The following is a 19,875-nucleotide window of genomic DNA, read 5'->3' on the forward strand; positions in this document are numbered from 1 at the left end:
ATATCCCAAAACCAAAAAATCCTTGCACGGCGGGCAGTAGAGGAGTTTTAGAAGCATTTACGCCGACCGAATATTTTTCTAATGAAGCATCTCGTTGCTGAACTTGATATTTGAGGAAATAGTATTAGGGGCGATCGTCACTGCACCTGTGCTCAAAAGCTAAAAAATTTGACTTAAATTAAATTTATAACTTTTGGGGGATGACAAATTAGGTTAATTGTAAATTTAACTAAGAGTCATGCTTAATGAAGCAGCTAATTGCTGAACTTGATATTTTAGGAGAGACTGTTAAGGGCGATCGTCCTTGCACCTCCTACAATTTGAGATTTTAGATTTGAGATTTTAGATTTGAGATTTTAGAAGTCGGACTACAGATGATTATCAGGGTTTGGAACTTGTCTACAGTTGCATTCCTTTTAGAAACTGGTATCAGTATCAAAAACTACACACTATGACCTAAATTAAATTTATAACTTTTGGGCCTTGACAAATTAGCTCTAAGTCTAATTCATACCGAAATTTTTTTCGGCAGGATTAGGACTCAGGCAAACTGTCACAAATAAAGCTTAAATTTTAAGTATGTAGTTGCGCTTGTGCGCTCTTAGCTTAGGAAATAGCCTACAAGCGCAACTACATATTTTTGTTTAATCTACCAGTTAGCCTTAGTCCTAAGAATTATTATCCGATCGCTCCAATGCAAGAAAATTGGTTTGTAGTCACGACCTCGGTCCTCAAAGTTTGCAAAGCCACTCAATCTAAAATCTAACCTCTAAAATCTTCGATCGCGCCGCCAAACTTGCCACCACCGCCACCAACTCAGCAGGCTCGATCGGCTTGGGCACGTAAATTTGAAAACCTTGCTGCAGTGCCCGTATCCGTTCTTCTACCTTACCAACCGCCGTGAACGCCAACGCCGGAATTTCCCTGTCCACCATCCGCGATCGCACTTGCCGCAGCAGAGCCTCTCCATCAGGGGCTTGCATCTCGATATCGATCGCCAACACATCCGGATTCAGCCTTTCCATCGCCTCCAGCGCCGCCATTCCAGAGCTAGCAATCTCCACCTGGGCCCCGCAATCTTCGAGCACTGTACAGGCAAAATCCAGGGAATCTGCGTCGATATCGACCACCAAGACTCGCACTCCAGAAAGATTGCTGCTGACAAAAGAGTCCTTTACAGGGGCTCGCGCCTTGCTTTTATGAATCGCCAACTCCCCAAGTCCAGCAACCGACAATCCAGCGTCGCAATGAAGCTGTTGAATTGGCAATTTCACTAAAAACCTCGAGCCTTTTCCCTTCCCGGCTGATTCGGCTTGCACCGTCCCCCCGTGCATTTCCACAAAATGCCGCACTAGGGCCAAACCCAAACCCAATCCGTTGTACGATCGCCTTGTAGAGCTGTCAGCTTGGCTGAACCGCTCGAAAACGTGCGGCAAAAACTCTTCTGAAATCCCTTGTCCCGTATCGCTGACTTCAATTTCGACACTAGCGGGCGACAATTGTTTACAGCAAGCGGATTCCTCACGGGCAAAAGTCCTCTCCATCTTTCGCACCTCCACCTTCACCTGTCCGCCATCGGGAGTAAACTTAATCGCATTCGACAGCAAATTCCAGGCTACCTGCTGCAAACGACCGGAATCGGCAAAAACCCGCCCGGTAGTGGGGTCGAAATCCGTCACAATTTCAATATTTTTGGCGGCAATCGCGGGCGCCAGAGTATCGATCGCAGCCTCAACAGTCGAAATCACATCCACCCACCGCAAATTCAGCGACAGTTTCCCGGTAATAATCTGCGACACGTCCAACAAATCCTCGATCAGAGTTGCCAGCGATCGCGTATTGCGGTCGATCGTTTCCAGAGCCCGAACAGTCGTTTTTTCGTCAAACTTGCGGTTTCGCAACAGTTGTGCCCATCCCAGCATCGCATTCAGCGGCGTCCGCAATTCGTGGGACAAAGTTCCTAGAAACTCGTCTTTAATCCGGTTCGCGCGCGCCAATTCCTGGGCTCGATCGTGCAGTTCTCTTTCCAACTGCTTGCCAACCGTCAAGTCGAGAATAAAAGCCACAGATTCTTGCCGCTTTTGGGCCAGCAAAACATATCCGATCAACACCGGAATCCGGCTGCCGTCTCTCCTCCAGAATTCCTTTTCGTAGGGAGTGCAAGCCCCCGTTGCTTGTGCCTCTGCCATGCCCTTCTTGTCGAGAGACTGGTACTCCGGCGGTGTGATGTCAATCGAATTTAATTCCCCGCGCTGCAACTGTTCCCGCGTGTAACCAATTATCCGCAAAAATTCATCGTTGGCCTCGATGATAGCGCCGTTCACATCCCCGAAGATAATTCCTATCAAGTTAGCTTCGGCTAACATTCTCAGCTTTTCTTCGCTAGCTTGGAGTGCAGCTTCTGTTTGTTTGCGAGCGGTAACATCTTGGATGTAACCCGACAAACCCGAATCGGAAGGATAAAAACGCATCTTCAACCACTTATTCCATAACGGTACGAATTCTTCATACTCGATTGTTACCTTTTCTGCTAATGCTTTGGTAGCCATTTTGTAAAACTGTAACTCAACTGCCCCTGGAAATATATCCCAAATTTTTTGACCTATCAGTTCTGCTTTTGGTCGGCCTAACAGCTCAATAGCTTGGTGGTTAACATAGGTATAATTCCAATTTAAATCAACAGCGATAAAAGCATCGGTAATGCTTTCGAGAATGTTAGTAATTTTATCGTTTGCCAATTGCAGCGCTTTAGCAGTTTCTTCTGCTTGCAACCTCGCTGCTTGTTCGCGGGACAAAGCGACAGCGCGTTCTTGTTCGGCCAGTTTTCGATCGCTAATATCGATGTAAGAACCGATGTAACCTGCAAAAGTGCGATCGGGCCTGTACCGGGGTACGCCTGTACCCAAAACCCAGCGGTATTCCCCGTCATAACGCCTCAAACGGCATTCTATCCGGTACTCGCTGCCAGCGTCGAAGGCTCTTTGGTAAATATCCAGCCATTCTGGCAAGTCATCTGGGTGCAAGTTTTCCATCCAACCCGTGCCCATTTCTTGTTCCAAAGTTCTACCGGTAAACTCCAGCCAAACTTTGTTAAAGTAATCGCCAAGTTGGTCAGTGCCCGACATCCAAATCATCACCGGCGCGGTATCTGCCATAATCCGAAATCGAGCTTCGCTTTCCTGCTGCTGTGCTTCGGCTTGCTTGCGATCGTTCCGTTCTTGAACTTCCCGCAGGGCCCGCTCAATCGACGGCACCAGCCGTATCAAACGGCGTTTGAGAACATAATCAGTAGCGCCGCTTTTCAAAGTTTCGATCGCCACTTCCTCGCCCAAAGTAGCCGAAACAAAAATAAACGGCACTCCCGGACAAGTAGTGTGGGCGATTTCCAGCGCAGCTATCCCGTTAAAACAAGGCAGCATATAATCTGCCAAAATAATGTCAAAACGTTGTTTTTCCAGCGCCGTGGCAAAGTCTTCTCGAGTTTCCACACACACCAGAGAAAATTGGAGCCCGCCATCCATTAGATATGCCTCAATCAGTTCGGCATCTAGGGGACTGTCTTCTACTAAGAGGATACTGAGCGTTTTCACAAAAATTCCTTTTACTTAAATATTAATTAGCGGACACAAAATTTTATCGGGCTGCGGCTGGTTAAGTGAAGCCCAAAAAAGTCTTGCGTTTTTAATGGCATAAAAAAATGTAAAAATCAATTGGTTTCATGAGTTGAGCATTCATATCTCAATCCTAGCTTCTAATCAAGTCTATTGCTGCTTGCAGCGAGGTAAATCCCCGCTTTGACTTGAGCGGCTAGTACGGTTGTTTTTCCTTAACTTTCGTCGGCTTCCAAGAAATCGGCATTGCTGGAGTCTTGCTTCTATGCAGCAGTTTAGCTATACCCTGTTAAATAAATAGTTTCGCGCTTCTGGCTAGAAACAACTAGCTATGTAGTAATTTATCTCGCTTGCTACTAACTACTGCTACCTCGTTTGGCAGATTATTTTTTTGTAGTGATGCCCAAGTTAATTCTATATTGCTTTGCCGCTCCTCTCAAGCTCGAATTCGGTTGAATTCTGCCCTTATTTCCTGAATATCGATCGATCCTGTCAAAAAAGTCAAAGTTGCTGGTCTGTCTGCTTTACTTTTTGCCGGATTTACCTACCATGCAACTGTTGCATGGTAGGTAACTGTTGCTTTGTTTGTCCCTGTCGCCCATCAAAAATCACCCTCTTTAGTAAGAGATAGTCGTACTGCATCTATCCAAAGATAGATTTGGGCAGAGACACTGCACTCAACCTGCAGAGGTTCCCCTGAATTCGGTACAACGAAGTGCCACCCAGCCGAAAATCTGAGAAAGCTCGATCGACCAATTAAATTCCTATACAGATCGCAGAAAATTTTCTCTGGACTCCCTACACTTGCACTCCCTGGCTGCCTCTGACCGATCGGCTTATTGATTGAACCAACCCAAAGTGTCTTAAAATATACAATACGGTGAGCTGCTGCACAGCCCGCATATATTAAAACCAAGCGCCAACTTGCAATAATTCTTTAAAATAGAGGTACAGCACCGGCGATCCCTAACTCTTCCCCCTCAGAAAGGGTAGGGTTTAGCAGAATTGAAAACCATCGTCTATGGTGACTTCCAGTAAAGCCCGTGCAGTTGCTTTAGTCTCAGCTTTATTCAGGTTATTGGCAACCAGTTACGAGGAGATTTGACCCGCCGTGCTCCAACGCATCAAACAAGACTTAAAAAACGACCTGATCGCAGGACTATTGGTAGTGATCCCCTTAGCTACCACCATCTGGCTGACAATTACCGTCGCCAGTTGGGTCATCAATTTTCTCACCAAAATTCCCAAGCAGATCAACCCTTTTGACGGGCTCCACCCGATTTTGGTGAATCTGCTAAATCTTTTAGTAGGGCTGGCTGTACCCCTGCTGAGCATCTTAGTCATCGGTTTAATGGCCCGCAACATTTTCGGCAAGTGGCTGCTAGACTTTGGCGAACGGGTGTTGCAGGCAATTCCCCTAGCGGGTTCGGTTTACAAAACCCTCAAACAACTGCTGGGAACCCTCCTCAACTCAAACGACAAATTTCGCCGCGTGGTGTTAGTGGAATATCCCCGGCGGGGAATCTGGACTTTAGCATTTGTGACCGGTACGATCGAGAGTAACGACATCCCACCTCACCTTTCCGGTGAAACCCCGATCGGCATTTTCATCCCCACCACTCCGAACCCCACTACCGGATGGTACGCTATAGTCCCCGAAGCAGATTTAGTCAATTTGTCAATGTCGATCGAAGATGCCTTTAAAGTCATCATCTCTGGGGGCATCGTCAACCCCAGCAACTCAGTTCCAGTAACCTCCGAAAAAATCAAGGGCAAAACACTCGAACCCTTGGTATCCGAATCAAGATACCAGGCTGTTCCAGTCGAAGAAGAGTGAACCAAGACATTTTTAGTGGCCAGTAAGACCGTGTAAACTTTCCCCATAGCAGATAATATTTCGACAAAACCAGCCCAAACCGAGAAAGCCTATACTCAGACACCCGGTTTCGAGCATAAATCTTAGGTTTGACAGTGAAGTATCTGTAAACTACCCGCCGCTGGCGAGTCAGACGGCTGGTCTTGTAACGCTTTTAGTCGAGTTTTCTGCTAAAGTTCAAGTCCGCGCGCAATCGAAAAACTTCCTAAATTCTCAATTCCTATCTAAAAACTATGAAAAAAGCCCGCGAAACAGCACGCGAACTCGCACTCCTCGGCATAAGCCAACTGCCGACGAATCCAGAACTCTTAGAAGCCAAGAAACTGCAAGATGTTCTCCTCGCTGCTATCCGTACCCTGACAACAGAAGTTCAAGAATCCCTAGAAGCAGCAGCATCCGAAGTGCAGCGGAGTAGCGACAAACTCCTTGCTAGCGAAATCCGCGCCGCCGATATACAAAGTGCTAGAACAATGGTGCGGGAAGCAGTCGAACTCACCCAAACCGCAATCAACCGTCTCGGTTCAGCAATGGAGTTTCCAGAACTGATCCAGCTAGCCAACCAGCAAGATGTCCGCACCTATGCTTTGCAAATCCTGACGAAAGTCAGCGCCAACCGTGTTCAAATTGATGAATTGCTTTCGGAAGCCCTTGTAGACTGGCAAATAGAACGGTTGCCCCGGATCGATCGAGATATCATGAGAATCGCGATCGCCGAAATGCTATATCTGGGCTTACCCGAACAAGTCAGCGTCAACGAAGCCGTCCAACTCGCAAAACGCTACAGCGGCGACGAAGGACATCGCTTCATCAACGGAGTCCTCCGCCGAGTAGTCGATAAAATCAATGCAGAAGTTGTTAGTCCTTAGTCGTTAGTCCTCAGTCCTCCGGGTGCTTGGTGAGTACCTTACCCGGAGGGTGCACGCCGAGGCGCGAACCTTACCCAGAGTCATTAGCAATCCACAATCCGCAATTCGCAATCCGCTCTAAACTAAGGACTAATAACTATATTCCCAATTTCCTATGGTATTTAATTGGTTTCGTCGCCAGTACAGCGAAAGCAAATCTTCAGAAACAGAGGCAACCCCCGAACAGCCACAAGATGAGTCGGCAAAATCCCCATCGGTTGAGCCTCAAACAGATGCAACAGAGCAAGACTCTCCTGCTGTAGCCGAAGATTATCTCAATTGGGCAAAAGCTGCCTACAAAAATATTCAAAAACAGCAAAAACCCGAAACAGAAGTTTCTGAGACACCAGCGCCTGATGTTCCAGCAGCCGAAGCAGAAAGCGCGGCAGTTGCAGAAGTTGCAGAACCGACGACTATTAAAGCAACCGAGCCGATCGAACTTGAACCAGCACCCACAGCAGCAACTGTTGCAGAAGTTCCAGAAGTTGCAGCACCAGCAACAGTTGAAGCAACCGAAGTTTCCGAACTCGATGCAGCCAAGCCAGCAGAAATTGCCGAAACTCTGCAACCCACAGCAGCGGCGATCGACATTGCACCTATTGCTCAACAATTAGAAGTTACAGCAGAAAATATAGAAATTGCCGAACCTGCAACAGAGGTTGTAGAAACCGAATCACTCGCATCCGATGGCGAAGCAGCCGAAGCCCTGCCGTTTTGGGCCAGAGCTCAGGCCGATCGCATGGAGCGCATCGAACGCCTCAAAGAAACAGCCCTTGAAGAACCAGAAGTAATTGCAGCCGCTGCCGAGAGAGCGGCAATTATCGAAGAAATTCCCGGTTTCGCCTTTGACGAAGGCTTCCTGTGGTCATCAGAAATCTTAGCCAGTCAAGGCCGCCGCCCAGACCAAGTATCCGTCGAAGAAATCACTTGGCTGCAAAAACTGCGGAAAGGCTTAGAAAGAACTCGTCGCAGCTTAATTAATCGACTAAAGGCGATCGTCGGTCAAGGCCCGCTCAATCAAGACGCGGTAGCCGAAATTGAGACTTTGCTCCTGCAAGCTGATGTCGGAGTCGCAGCCACCGACATCATTATCAGTCGTCTCCAAGAAAGACTCACACAAGAAGTGCTGCCACCAGAACAGGCTCTAGCCTACCTGAAAACGATTCTGCGCGATATTCTGGACGCTCCCTGTGCCGAAACAGCCGCCGGTAATCCCGCCTACAGCCTGACATTTGCCCCGGAAAAAGACACTTTTAACATCTGGTTGATCGTAGGAGTCAACGGTGCGGGCAAAACTACGACGATCGGCAAACTTGCCCATATTGCCCAAAAATCCGGCTACAAAACCCTAATAGCCGCCGCCGACACTTTCCGCGCCGCCGCCGTCGAACAGGTGAAAGTTTGGGGTTCCCGCAGTGGCGTTGAAATTATTGCCAACCCAGGGAAAAATACCGATCCGGCTGCTGTCGTGTTTGATGCGATCGCCGCTGCCAGCGCCCGAGGCACAGAACTGCTGATCGTAGACACCGCAGGCCGCCTGCAAAACAAAAAAAATCTGATGGACGAATTAAGTAAAATCCGTCGCATTGTAGATAAAAAAGCCCCAGGCGCTACCGTAGAATCTCTACTGGTCTTGGATGCCACACTGGGTCAAAATGGTTTGCGACAGGCAGAAGTGTTCGCAGAATCGGCAAAACTAAGCGGAGTAGTATTGACAAAACTCGATGGTTCTGCTAAAGGTGGTGTTGCCCTAGCAGTAGTGCAGCAGCTTGGTCTGCCAATCCGCTTTATTGGAGTCGGGGAAAGCATCGAAGACTTGCGTCCGTTTTCTAGTTACGAATTTGTGGAAGCCCTACTCGATTTTAGATTTTAGATTGATGAGGCATTTGCCAGCCGCCCCCATCTTTGGGAGGCGGACACAGATCTTCAAAATCTCAAATTATTAACCTCAAACTACCATCGCAGGACTTGCGCCGATCGCCACGAGCGATCGAGTGAAAAATAAATATCTAGAAACAATACCTTCGTTCTGTTATTACTTGGTTTGGATCAAACCGCGAGGCAAAGCAAGCGTATCAAATTAAGCTCCAATTTAGTATGAGTCGGCTGTCTGAGCAAATTCTTCCCGATCCCCCTGGCGCCCCCCTGATAGTCGGGTGGGACAGAAGATGGTCAAAGTCCCCCTTCTTCTTAAGGGGAGCCGCTGCGGTCTTGGGCCCACCCAAGTAGAGCAAGCAGCGTGGATTTAGGGGGTATCTAGACTCAGCTATAAACGATATTTCTTAAGAATTTTAGACTTAAGTTGATACAAATGTTTTAGTGCCCAACTTACTCGCTCAAACCAAACTACTTGCTCGAGAAAAAAACGGGTTTCTGTTCAAGTGACCCGTAAGTCCTCAATCATTCCTCCTTCTAACATCGACAATCACAAATTAAAAATGACTGCTGTGCCTTTGCCTCGCCCCTCACCTCAACCTGCTGACCGCCCTTCGGGTCGCAATTCCACCGACGCGACGCCAGTATTTGCCCTCAAAGAACTGGTGGCGCGTTTGCACCGATATCAGCACAACGTTCAAGATATGTTGGGTTCGCTGGGATTTGCCCTGCGAAGTTTTAACAATCTAAACCAATTTTTGGAGTTGGTGCCTTTGGTGGCGACTCGCGTTACCGACGCCGACGGGGGAGCTTTAGTGCTGTTCAAACCCAACGGTCAAGTCAGGTTCCAGCAGTTGCATTGTCAGGAAGGACGGCAGTGCCAAGATATGCGAAAAGCGCTGGAAATAGCCACCAGGCAAGCTACAGCAGGTGCGGGCGCTACTGCTGCATCGTTTTCGGAAACCTCTGGGCAAACTTCTAGTCTAGACCTGCAAGTCGGTCGTTATTTGGGCCCGGATGTTCATTTGTTTGGGGCGCCAATTTTAGTCAACAATTTGGAACGGGGACGACTTTATGTTTTTAGCAGTGATCCGCAATATCTCTGGACTCCCAGCAGACAGAAATTAGTTCGGTTGGTGGCGGATCAAACCGCCGTGGCTATTTGCAAAGACGAACTTACTGTTAAGTTGGCGGAAAAAGACCGCTTAGACAGAGAGTTAGAAATCGGGGCGGAAATTCAATTGCGGCTGCAACCGCGCAGTTGTCCGAAAATTCCCGGTGTTGACGTGGCCGCCCGCTGCCAAACTGCTAGCAGAGTCGGCGGAGATTATTATGATTTTATTCCCGCTGACTATGACCCGATCGGCAAGGAGAATGAGGGGGAAAACCCCCCATCCCTAATTAAAAATCTCAAGTCCAAAATCGACAAGGGCCGCTGGAGCATTGTGATCGGCGACGTGATGGGCAAAGGAGTACCGGCGGGCCTGTTGATGACGATGACACGGGGTATGCTGCGGGCGGAGGTGTTGAACCGCCACTCGCCGTCGAGAATTTTGCAACATTTAAACCGGGTTATGCACGCGGATTTGGAAAATTCCCACCGTTTTGTGACTCTGTTTTATTCGGAGTATGACCCGAAAACTCGCGTTTTGTCTTACAGCAATGCTGCTCACCACCCGCCTTTGCTGTGGCAAGCTGCAACTAATTCGATTCTTCAGCTCGATACTTTGGAGGGAATGTTAATTGGGCTGGATGCTGATTCGCATTACCAAGAAGCTCAAGTGCAATTGCAGCCAGGAGATACTATTATTTATTACACAGACGGATTTACCGATGCTTCTAATCAAAGGGGCGATCGCTTTGACGAGGATAACTTGACCTCGGCTTTTCAGTGGGCCTGTCAAAATTACCAGCAGTCTGAAGAAATTTTGGATTATTTGTTCGATCGTGTACACCAGTTTATCGGTATCGGCAATCGCAACGAAGATGACATGACACTGGTTGTACTTAGGGTAACACCTTTAGCAGGAGAAAATCACCATGATAGTTAATTTAATGCCGGAAATTACTGCTGGATTAACCAGCTCGATTAATTGGAACGATGTCGCTCACTTGGTAGTTTTGAAATCTCATTTGAGTTCCACGGTGATTTTGGGTCAAAGTTACGAAATTTTTACAAATTTCCAGAAAGCTTGGAACAATTTTGTTTCGACTGGTCAAATAGGAGCTTTTTTTATAGGTATTTTTGTTGGCTGGTTCTTTAAAGGGATTTTTCGTTAGAGTGCTTGTCGCTGAAGCTATCAGAAAGCAAATTAAGATTGAAAAGGTTTGTCGCTAATCAAAACTTCACTTCTTTCTGATGCAGCAAAAGTTTCACAATTTTGTAGTCCAGACTTCAGTTTTTTCGGATTAAAAGATGTATAAAAAGTTTGTAGTCAGGACTTGAGTTTTTTCTGGCAGAATTGGGAATGGAGGACTAAAGTGCTGACTACAAACCGGAGGAAAGACTAAAGTCTTTGCTACAAACCGGTTTTATAGACTTCTGCAAGAGAGATACAATCTAGTTTTAGCTTGAGCAATGACAACACAACAAAAAACTTGGAGTCAAAGATTTGAATCGGCGCTGCACCCGGCGATCGCCCGATTCAATGCTAGTATTGGCTTCGATATTGAATTGATTGAGTATGACTTGACGGGTTCTGTCGCTCACGCTAAAATGCTGGCCAAAACCGGGATTATTTCCGCAGCAGAAGGCGAACAGTTAGTCAATGGTTTGGAACAGATCCGCCGCGAATACCGCCAAGGACATTTTGTTCCGGGAGTTGATGCAGAAGACGTTCACTTCGCTGTAGAGAAGCGGCTGACGGAGATCGTGGGGGATGCGGGCAAAAAGCTGCACACGGCCCGATCCCGCAACGATCAAGCCGGTACTGATACTCGCTTGTATCTGCGCGATCGCATCGCCGAAATTCGCGAGCAATTGCGGGAATTTCAAGGGGTTTTGCTCGATCTTGCCGATTGTAACGTGGAAACTTTAATTCCCGGTTATACGCACTTACAGCGCGCTCAGCCAATCAGTTTGGCTCATTACCTGTTAGCTTATTTTGAAATGACCGATCGCGATTGGGAACGTCTCGGCGATATCTGCAAGCGGGTGAATGTTTCGCCTTTGGGTTGTGGAGCGCTGGCGGGGACGACTTTCCCAATTGACCGACATTATACAGCAGAACTATTGCAGTTTGACAAGGTTTATGCTAATAGCTTAGATGGAGTGAGCGATCGAGATTTCGCGATCGAATTTCTCGCAGCAGCCAGCTTGATTATGGTACACCTGAGCCGCTTGTCAGAAGAAATGATTTTGTGGTCTTCTCACGAATTTGGATTTATTACGCTCAAAGATAGCTGCGCTACGGGCTCTAGCATCATGCCCCAGAAAAAAAATCCCGACGTGCCGGAGTTGGTGCGGGGCAAAGCGGGGCGGGTGTTCGGTAACTTGCAAGCCTTGTTGGTAGTAGTGAAGGGACTTCCTTTGGCCTACAACAAAGATTTACAAGAAGATAAAGAGGCTTTGTTTGATACCGTCAAAACGGTACAGGGTTGCTTGGAAGCAATGACAATTTTATTGCGCGAAGGAATCGAGTTTAATGGCGAGATCCTCGCTGCTGCTGTTACGGAAGACTTTTCTAACGCTACAGACGTAGCAGACTACTTGGCCGCCAAAGGCGTTCCCTTCCGGGAAGCTTACAACCTTGTCGGCAAAGTCGTCAAAACTTGCCTTTTGAGGGGCAAACTCCTCAAAGATTTGACACTTGAGGAGTGGAAAGACTTGCACCCAGCCTTTGAGACAGACATTTACAGCGCGATCGCACCTCAGCAAGTGGTGGCGGCTCGCAATAGTTACGGGGGTACCGGGTTTGAACAAGTGAGAAAATCACTTATCGCTGCGCGCGATCGACTCGCCTAAACATCGTTGAATTATTGGACAAATTCCGGCTGGCTATCTCTACGAAAGAACGATCGTGTTTTCCACTCTGGTTCTAAGTTCGGCAGATAGCCTCAGCAATTAATCTTCAGCAGCAGCCATGTCTTTGTCTCTGCCGCCGCTCATGGCGCCCATGCCACCGCCGTTGCCGCCGTCAAATCGTCTTCTCTTGTTAGAGAACATATCTTGATTTCTCCGCTTGCGAAACTTGCGAGCGTATGCTTGATTTCGTTGTGCCTTCTCTTTCTTGAGATTGCGGCGCTTAGCCATTCTGACCTCACTAATAAACATTGACAGTCCCCGGGCTTTCACGCCCAGGGATTCTTAAGTTTGACACTCTGTGCACTCTTGGTGACTGAGATTCTTGGTTCAGCGAAGTCACTTACTGGCGACAGGATTGCTCCAGCCAAAATATAGGTATCTTCTCCCCAAGCGTAAATTCCGGTATGCCATACCGTACTCGATCAGTTCTCTTTATGTAGTTAGGTTTTCTTCAAATTTAGCTTTCCTAAACCGCAGCACCGTTAGGTGTGACTACGCACTCAACTAATCCAGTTAAGTTTTTACGTTGGCTAGTTATACTCAATTTTAGACCGATGACGATCATAGCACACACGGTACAAGACCCAGAAAAAAGAACATTGGGATTCAAGTCGCTGGGAATGCGGGCCCGATGGGACGCCATGTTTTCGCTCTGCCAGAAGATTTCTATAAACTATTGACAAAAATACGACAAATGACTATCAATCCCGGTGACGTAGCTCCTGTCTTCAGCCTGCCCGACGCGCAAGGCAATGTCGTCAGCCTTGCAGATTTTCGAGGGCGGCGAGTTGTACTTTACTTTTACCCTCGGGACAATACCCCTGGCTGTACCAAAGAAGCTTGTGGCTTTCGCGACATTTACTTAGACTACCAGTCGCGCAATATTGCAGTCCTCGGCGTCAGTACAGACGGGGCAGGGGCCCACGCCAAGTTTGCAGCTAAATATCAACTGCCTTTTCCCTTGCTGTGCGACTCAAACGCCGAAGTCGCTACCGCCTACGGCTGTTACGGAATCAAAAAATTTATGGGAAAAGAATTTATGGGAATTACTCGATCGACTTTCGCGATCGACCCAGATGGTAGGATTGAAAAGGTTTATCGGAAAGTCAAACCAGAAACTCACGCGGCCCAGGTCCTAGCAGACTTGCCAGAGCTCTGGCGTGAATGAAAAATTAAAAATTAAGACTCCGGAGCTGCAAGCTAGGAGGCCTGAAATTACTATCTCCTAAACAAGCTTTTGAGTTTATGCGTCGATTGTGGCAAATTGTACAAACTGTGCTGGGACTGATTTTTCGACATCCCGTCACTGGTACTGCGGTGATTCCCGTATTGCCTGACGGGCGAATTGTGTTAATTCGCCGTCGCGACAACGGTCGCTGGGCACTGCCGGGAGGTATGGTGGATTGGGGAGAGGATATTCCGACGACAGTGCGCCGGGAATTAGCAGAGGAAACAGGACTCGATTTAGTCAAAATCCGTCGCTTGGTGGGTGTTTATTCGGCTGCCGATCGAGACCCTCGCCTGCACTCGATTTGTATTGTGGTGGCTGCAGAGGTGGAGGGCAATATGCAAGTTCAGGATACGCTTGAGGTCAGCGAGGTTGAGGCTTTTTTGCCCGCATCGCTGCCGGAGGGTGCCCTCAGCCACGATAACGACCAGCACTTACAGGACTATTTTCAAGGCCTGACAACTTTGGCGTAAATCGGCGGGGCATCCAAATTTGAGAAAAGTCGGAAATTACCTCCCCTTCAAAAGTTTTCTGTTATAACTGGGGAATTAATTTTTACTGTTTTCCTACTTTTATTCACAATCTCTGAACATTAAATTAATCATCTTTTTATTACTAAATATTTAACCGGATGTACTCACCGCTACGCAATTCTCGGGTCAAACTCTCTGTAGGGCAAATTTTCTGGCACGAAGTCGGTCAAGGCCCGAATTTAGTATTTTTGCACGGTTCTTGGCAGGACAGCAGTCAGTGGCTGAGGACGATCGAACATTTGAGTCCCTACTACCAATGCTTCGCACCGGATTTGCTGGGGTTTGGCGACTCGGAACGCCCGAATCTTCATTATTCGATCGACCTGGAAGTAGAATGTCTCGCCCAATACCTCGATACTTTGAAGCTGCGAGAGGTTTATTTAATCGCTCACTCTTTGGGTGGTTGGGTGGCCACCAGCTACGCTATCAAATATCCCGATCGAGTTCAGGGGTTGGTGTTGTTGGCCCCAGAAGGCGTCAAGGTTGGCAATCGGCGGGGGCGGTGGCAGACGGCTAGCTGGCTGATCGGCCAACCACCGCTGGCTTTGTGGTTGCTACGATCGATCTATCCAATTGCTAAGTTGCTGGGTAGCAAAAAAAAGATTGACGGACTGCTAAAGTTCAGACAGCAGTTGATGCAGTCCCCAGTTGCCGTGCAGTTGCTGTTTCAGCGGCGGCGGGCTGAAATTACAGCGGAATTAGTTGATGAGAATTTGCCTTTGCTGAAAGCGCCTGTTTTGCTGTTACACGGTTCTGAAGATACTCCCGCAGCTTCCTCTCTGTGTCAATCCTATACTGCTCTGGCTCCCAATGCCGAACTGCAATTGATCAGTCCGGGGGAAAGCAATTTGCCGGAGGAAGTGCCGGATCTTGTTGCTAAGTATATTCGGGAATTTGCTAAGTGAATTGGGAATTGGTAATTGGTAATTGGTAACACTCAACAGTCAACAATTAATAAGCTAATTCCCCAAAAAATAGCCTCTGCTGCGTCAATTAAGCCTGCTGCTGTATCAGGAAAGGCTGCGGTGAGGTATTTTAAAAGCATAGTGCGATCGCCCCCCGTGACCGCTATTTTGCTATCAGGAAACAAACACCGCCAATCTTCAATAAAATCCCTAACTCCTGCCACCGTCGCATACACAACTCCGCTTTGAATTGCCCCAGCAGTGTCTTTCGCCCAGCGGTGCGGCAGATTTTCTGGTAAACTAATTAAAGGTAATGCAGCGGTTTTTTTACCTAGCGACGATAACTGCAAACCCAAACCTGGTAAGATTGCGCCCCCAACTAAATACCTATTGACATCAGCCCCAGTAAATGTTAAAGCTGTACCAGCATCTATAAGTAAAACTGGCCAACCCAATTGCTTGCCAGCCCCCAGTACAGCCAAAGCTCTGTCAATTCCCAGGGTAGGATAGAGTCCCCCGATCGGCAACTCGTCTAAAGTAATAATTCGGACATTAGGATAACTCTGCCAAATTGCTGTTTGGGGGGTAACTACTGAGGCCAAAATTAGAGGCAGCGGTACTAAAGAAAGTGTGTGAGGACTAGAAAAAGCGGGAGTAGTAGGAAGACAAAGAAGATTTTGAGAAGATACTTCCTCGATCGACCTCATTACTATTTGCACCAAATATTCTGCCTTTTCCTCCTCTGAGAGCTGGGAAACAGCATCAGCATTGAGATGCTCTGTATCCCATGTTTTCTCCAGGGTTTTGCCCACAAATAATCCCCAGTGCAGCCGGGAATTGCCGATCGCCAAAGCTATTTTAATCTGGTCTTTACCTATTAATCCAGATATAAGGTTGTCGGTTCTTGGTGGCGAACGAAAATTGTCGGGAATTGAGTTTTCCATGTCGATCGAGCGCGCGCAAACATTGAACTAAAGATAGATTTTATATGAATTTTTTTCGGTTAAGCGGGCGGTTAACTCTATTTGACATCTGACCAAGTTCCATGCCACACGCCAATTAGTATTGTCGACGACAGAGGGCATACTTGCTAAATATAAATATTTGTAAAGCAAATAATTGCTTTGCTCTGGCTGCATCCTTTATAATGTCTTAAGATATTCCAAAAGTCCTGGTAGCTGCGATGGGGCTGTTGGCGGGGTAAGCATAGGTTTAAAAAACCGACTCAATCAAAATACTGTACAACTCCTGAGTAAATATGTCTTTAAAAATACAAGAACACGAAAACCCCTGGCAGAGAGTAACTTCGCGGTTGCCTGAATCTGAAAACTGGAGGCAGGAAGAAAGTCTTTCGCTGCCGGAAGTAGACCAACAAAAAGCCCTAATCGTGCAGATGCAGCAGCAAGTTCAGTTATCAAACTTGCTGAACCAAATTAATAACGAAATTCGCAGTACACTTGACATAGAAGAAATTTTGACATCGGCCTGCCGATTGCTGGGGCAAGCGTTAGAGTGCAGTCGCGTAAGCATTTTAGTCAAAGAATCAAATACAGAAAAAACTTTAGTCACGCGCGGAGAGTACAACGCGGGGGACTATCCGATTCAACTTGGTATGAAAGTACCGATGACTGACAACCCGCACCTGGCTGCCGTCGTGTCTCAGCAAGAGTCGCTAGCAGTGACTAAGTTTCTCGATTTTCCGGGATTGAACCCACAAACCCGAAAAATTGCCGAAGCTTTAGAGATTAAGTCAATGCTGGCAGTAGCTACTCGCTATCAAGGTCAAGTGAATGGCATAATTGGCTTGCATCAGTGCGATCGCCAACGGGAATGGACTGATTGGGAACGGCAGCTTTTAGAAGGGGTAGCATCGCAATTGGCGATCGCGATCAATCAAGCCAAACTCTATAGCAAAACCAGGCGCCAAGCGGAACGAGAATCGCTGCTGCGGCTGATCGGCAACCAAATTCGCAGTACCTTAGATCTGGAAACGATCCTACAAACAGCGGTGAGAGAAGTCCGCCAAATGTTGCAGTGCGATCGAGTAATCATTTATCAGTTTCAAGACAACTGGCAAGGAAAAGTTGTTGTTGAAGATATGGTCATCCCTTGGCCTTCAATTTTAGGGGATATGGGGGCGGATAAGTGTTTCCGGGGAGATTACGCCGATCTTTACCAGCAAGGGCGAGTCAAAGCCATTAATGATATTTTTAATGCTGGTTTAGAGCCTTGTCATGTTGATTTCTTAGATAGTTTGCAAGTAAAAGCTAATCTGATCGTGCCGATTGTTACATCTAGAACTGAAGAAAGTTCCCCCGAAACAGCCGGAAGCTATAATCCTAAATTTCCCGGTAGGCTGTGGGGTTTGCTGATAGCTCACGAGTGCCGGGATACCCGCAATTGGCAGTGGCAAGAAATGGAGTTGCTATCCCAGATAGCCAACCAAATGGCGATCGCCATTCAGCAAGCAGAACTTTACAGCAAAGTCCGAGAAGCTGCGGTCAAATCTCAAGCTCAAACCCAGCAATTGCAAGCAGCCTTCCAAGAATTGCGATCGGCGCAGCAGCAATTGATTCAAAGCGAAAAAATGTCAGGTTTGGGGCAAATGGTAGCGGGAATCGCTCACGAAATTAACAACGCTAACAATTTCATCCACGCTAACTTGTTTCACGCTCAAGAATATTTTAAAGCGTTGAACGAAGCTCTAGAACTGGTAGGTAATGCCTGCCCAGAAGCAGCGGAGGCAATTGTCAGAATCAATGAAGAACTAGAACTCGATTACATTCGAGAAGACTTTGGTAAACTGCTTAATTCAATGCGGGAAGGAAGCGGGAGGATTCGCTCGATCGTGATGACGCTGCGAAATTTTTCTCGTTTAGACCACGCTGAATTAAAACCAGTAGATTTGAATGAAGGTTTAGAAAGCAGTTTCTTGATGCTGCAAAATAAGCTAAAAACCCATATCAAAATAGACAAGCAATACGGCAGTTTGCCGTCCGTTCAATGTCATGCCAGTCAAATCAACCAAGTATTTTATAATTTGATTGACAATGCGTTAGATGCGCTCCAGTCAACGAGCAAACCGGGGGAATTAACCATCCGCAGTTGGCAAAGCGATCCGGACTGGGTAACAATCTCTATCCGCGACACGGGCACTGGCATCCCTAAAGAAATTCAAGACAAGATTTTTGACCCATTTTTTACTACTAAACCTGTGGGTAAAGGTACTGGTTTAGGACTTTCAGTCTGCTATCAGGTAATTGTTCAAGCTCACGGCGGCAAGCTGAGTTGCGTCAGTCAGGTTGGCGAAGGAACTGAGTTTATTGTAGAGTTGCCGCTGACAAATCAGAGGGGGATAAGTGCATAATTCCTGCTTTAGTCCGATTAACCCTATTTTGTCACTCTGCCAGTAGTATAGAACCCATTTGACATCTTTTAGCGATCGTCAATCACATGAAGGATCACCAATAAACTTGGTTTTTTAGCGATGCCTACGGCCAGCTTCGCTAACGCATTGTTAATGGAATCAGATTTAACTTACGTCTAACCTCAATTTTCAGAAATTCCCAACAGGGTTATGCGTAGACATATAAAGTTCTAAGTATTTTGACTCATAATTGTCTCTCCTGATTCACTTTTGCCCCCTGAATCGGTGAAAGCTGCCTCTTGGGGGGCCGAAATCTGCGATTTAAGCTCTCCTTTACAGATGTGGAAAACCCGCTTTTTATAGGGCTGAAAAAAAGATCGCAATTTTTCCGGATCAAACTTATTGATCGTGAAAGTTAAACATCTCTATGTAAATAGGTGTAAGTAGGTGTAATTATTTACACTCAACCTTCGAGCGGGGGCAATAATACCTTCAGATGCTTATTGGGCAAGCATTTTTACTTGATTTACTTGCACGTATGAGGAAATTTTTCTTGCAGTGACAGATCGCTACAAGAAAGCCCAACCTCTGTTTTTCAGTCACTTCTAATCGTTAATTACTCATCATCAAAGGAGAAGCTATGGCTACTTCATTCACTGGTTCTTTGGGTACAACCACTAATTACAGCAGTATCAGTGACCTAATTAAACAATGGCCTACTGCCGCCCAAGATCAAGGCATCCAACTGTCTGGGATAGCTTTTGATGGCGTGGAAACGAACTACACCAACCCTAGTGTCATCGCCAACCTCACCTTAGCAACGAACGAAAACCCTAAAAGCTGGTTGAGCTACGGCGGTCCCGGTGGTATTGGTGTCCCATCTGATTATCCTAGTTGGTTCACCGATGTCACTAAAGTTCGGGCGGAAATCCACTATGACCCCAACACCAATAAATCTCAGGTGCTGAAGGTGAAATGGGCAGATAACAAAGACATCACTAGCGCCACGATCGGCCTCAGTGGATTACTTCCCAAATCAAGTTCTGCAGTGAACGATCAAGGCGATGAAGTTGGTTTGCTGCAACTATTTAAGGATGGGACACAGGTATCGGCCAGCAATTTTACGATCACTCGCCTCAGCGCTCCGAGCGTTCCAAAGCCGATCGGTGTGTCTTCAGATGGAGTGACTTTCATTGGCGATGGTACCGATGGCAATTTCACCTTCCAGATAGTAGGAGACTCTCTCACCGGCTTTACTTTTGACGAACTGCGGTTCTCCGCCAAAGGCTACACGAGCCCCACCGCTGCCTACACCGCTACCTCCCCCAAAAGCGATAGTTCCGACTACCTAGTGCGGAGTATTCAATATCAAGGCATTGATGTGACGCCGACTCCGACGCCGACCCCGACGCCGACGCCAACTCCGACGCCGACAACTCCAAGTCTCTTCCAGTTCGCCCAACCAAATTACACGGTGGCTGAAGGCGGCGTGGCGACGATTAACGTTACTCGCACCGGTGGCACGGATGCTGCATCGATTAACTACCAGAC

General features: G+C 47.3%; 13 protein-coding genes and 1 pseudogene. 11 read left to right on the plus strand and 3 right to left on the minus strand.

Going from position 1 to position 19,875, the window contains the following annotated elements:
* Positions 1-755: 755 nt before the first annotated feature.
* On the minus strand, positions 756-3,590 hold the full coding sequence (locus QUA27_RS06285; RefSeq protein ID WP_333067028.1) for a PAS domain S-box protein: 2,835 nt from the start codon (positions 3,588-3,590) through the stop codon (positions 756-758).
* Positions 3,591-4,722: 1,132 nt separating this feature from the next.
* Here QUA27_RS06285 and QUA27_RS06290 point away from each other — a divergent pair.
* The 6 genes from QUA27_RS06290 (at position 4,723) to argH (ending at position 12,231) form a co-directional block, all read left to right on the plus strand.
* On the plus strand, positions 4,723-5,448 hold the full coding sequence (locus tag QUA27_RS06290; protein ID WP_333067029.1) for a DUF502 domain-containing protein: 726 nt from the start codon (positions 4,723-4,725) through the stop codon (positions 5,446-5,448).
* A gap of 272 nt (positions 5,449-5,720) precedes the next feature.
* The gene (gene nusB, locus QUA27_RS06295; protein ID WP_333037246.1) at positions 5,721-6,353 is read left to right on the plus strand and encodes a transcription antitermination factor NusB; all 633 of its coding nucleotides are present in this window, start codon (positions 5,721-5,723) and stop codon (positions 6,351-6,353) included.
* Between the two features lie 154 nt (positions 6,354-6,507).
* Positions 6,508-8,265, plus strand: a complete 1,758-nt coding sequence (gene ftsY, locus QUA27_RS06300) for a signal recognition particle-docking protein FtsY (RefSeq protein ID WP_333067030.1) — start codon at positions 6,508-6,510, stop codon at positions 8,263-8,265.
* 565 nt (positions 8,266-8,830) lie between these two features.
* Complete coding sequence (locus QUA27_RS06305) at positions 8,831-10,318, plus strand: PP2C family protein-serine/threonine phosphatase (protein WP_333067031.1); 1,488 nt, start codon at positions 8,831-8,833, stop codon at positions 10,316-10,318.
* On the plus strand, positions 10,308-10,547 hold the full coding sequence (locus tag QUA27_RS06310) for a hypothetical protein (RefSeq protein WP_333067032.1): 240 nt from the start codon (positions 10,308-10,310) through the stop codon (positions 10,545-10,547). Before QUA27_RS06305 ends, QUA27_RS06310 begins: the two co-directional genes overlap by 11 nt.
* A gap of 298 nt (positions 10,548-10,845) precedes the next feature.
* Positions 10,846-12,231, plus strand: a complete 1,386-nt coding sequence (gene argH / locus QUA27_RS06315; protein ID WP_333067033.1) for an argininosuccinate lyase — start codon at positions 10,846-10,848, stop codon at positions 12,229-12,231.
* A 99-nt stretch (positions 12,232-12,330) separates the two neighbouring features.
* Here the strand turns inward: argH and QUA27_RS06320 are convergent, their stop codons facing one another.
* Entirely contained in the window at positions 12,331-12,519 is a 189-nt protein-coding gene (locus tag QUA27_RS06320; RefSeq protein WP_006632360.1) for an Asl3888 family RNA-binding protein, read from the minus strand.
* 466 nt (positions 12,520-12,985) lie between these two features.
* Between QUA27_RS06320 and bcp the strand changes: the two genes are divergently transcribed.
* From bcp to QUA27_RS06335, 3 genes are all read left to right on the plus strand, one after another.
* Positions 12,986-13,459, plus strand: a complete 474-nt coding sequence (bcp, locus tag QUA27_RS06325) for a thioredoxin-dependent thiol peroxidase (protein WP_333067034.1) — start codon at positions 12,986-12,988, stop codon at positions 13,457-13,459.
* Between the two features lie 77 nt (positions 13,460-13,536).
* The gene (locus QUA27_RS06330) at positions 13,537-13,992 is read left to right on the plus strand and encodes an NUDIX hydrolase (protein ID WP_333067035.1); all 456 of its coding nucleotides are present in this window, start codon (positions 13,537-13,539) and stop codon (positions 13,990-13,992) included.
* Positions 13,993-14,150: 158 nt separating this feature from the next.
* The gene (locus QUA27_RS06335) at positions 14,151-14,957 is read left to right on the plus strand and encodes an alpha/beta fold hydrolase (protein ID WP_333067036.1); all 807 of its coding nucleotides are present in this window, start codon (positions 14,151-14,153) and stop codon (positions 14,955-14,957) included.
* A 32-nt stretch (positions 14,958-14,989) separates the two neighbouring features.
* Here the strand turns inward: QUA27_RS06335 and QUA27_RS06340 are convergent, their stop codons facing one another.
* The gene (locus tag QUA27_RS06340) at positions 14,990-15,901 is read right to left on the minus strand and encodes a pantothenate kinase (RefSeq protein ID WP_333067037.1); all 912 of its coding nucleotides are present in this window, start codon (positions 15,899-15,901) and stop codon (positions 14,990-14,992) included.
* A gap of 314 nt (positions 15,902-16,215) precedes the next feature.
* On the opposite strand from QUA27_RS06340, the gene QUA27_RS06345 reads away from it, so the two are divergent.
* Together QUA27_RS06345 and QUA27_RS06350 are read left to right on the plus strand one after the other, a co-directional pair.
* Positions 16,216-18,324 (plus strand): GAF domain-containing sensor histidine kinase, encoded by a 2,109-nt coding sequence (locus tag QUA27_RS06345; RefSeq protein WP_333067038.1) that lies wholly within the window; start codon positions 16,216-16,218, stop codon positions 18,322-18,324.
* 640 nt (positions 18,325-18,964) lie between these two features.
* Positions 18,965-19,875: pseudogene (locus QUA27_RS06350) on the plus strand (hypothetical protein); the annotation flags it as partial.

The organism is Microcoleus harperi Pol14_C6 (genome assembly GCF_036701295.1).
Taxonomy (GTDB): Bacteria; Cyanobacteriota; Cyanobacteriia; order Cyanobacteriales; family Microcoleaceae; genus Microcoleus.

What these genes read in the sequence shown, in the direction of transcription:
- QUA27_RS06330 (WP_333067035.1), top strand. Translation starts at nt 13,537, where the DNA reads ATGCGTCGATTGTGGCAAATTGTACAAACTGTGCTGGGACTGATTTTT.
- nusB (WP_333037246.1), top strand. Translation starts at nt 5,721, where the DNA reads ATGAAAAAAGCCCGCGAAACAGCACGCGAACTCGCACTCCTCGGCATA.
- QUA27_RS06335 (WP_333067036.1), top strand. Translation starts at nt 14,151, where the DNA reads ATGTACTCACCGCTACGCAATTCTCGGGTCAAACTCTCTGTAGGGCAA.
- QUA27_RS06305 (WP_333067031.1), top strand. Translation starts at nt 8,831, where the DNA reads ATGACTGCTGTGCCTTTGCCTCGCCCCTCACCTCAACCTGCTGACCGC.
- bcp (WP_333067034.1), top strand. Translation starts at nt 12,986, where the DNA reads ATGACTATCAATCCCGGTGACGTAGCTCCTGTCTTCAGCCTGCCCGAC.
- QUA27_RS06320 (WP_006632360.1), bottom strand. Translation starts at nt 12,519, where the DNA reads ATGGCTAAGCGCCGCAATCTCAAGAAAGAGAAGGCACAACGAAATCAA.
- ftsY (WP_333067030.1), top strand. Translation starts at nt 6,508, where the DNA reads ATGGTATTTAATTGGTTTCGTCGCCAGTACAGCGAAAGCAAATCTTCA.
- QUA27_RS06345 (WP_333067038.1), top strand. Translation starts at nt 16,216, where the DNA reads ATGTCTTTAAAAATACAAGAACACGAAAACCCCTGGCAGAGAGTAACT.
- QUA27_RS06310 (WP_333067032.1), top strand. Translation starts at nt 10,308, where the DNA reads ATGATAGTTAATTTAATGCCGGAAATTACTGCTGGATTAACCAGCTCG.
- argH (WP_333067033.1), top strand. Translation starts at nt 10,846, where the DNA reads ATGACAACACAACAAAAAACTTGGAGTCAAAGATTTGAATCGGCGCTG.
- QUA27_RS06340 (WP_333067037.1), bottom strand. Translation starts at nt 15,901, where the DNA reads ATGGAAAACTCAATTCCCGACAATTTTCGTTCGCCACCAAGAACCGAC.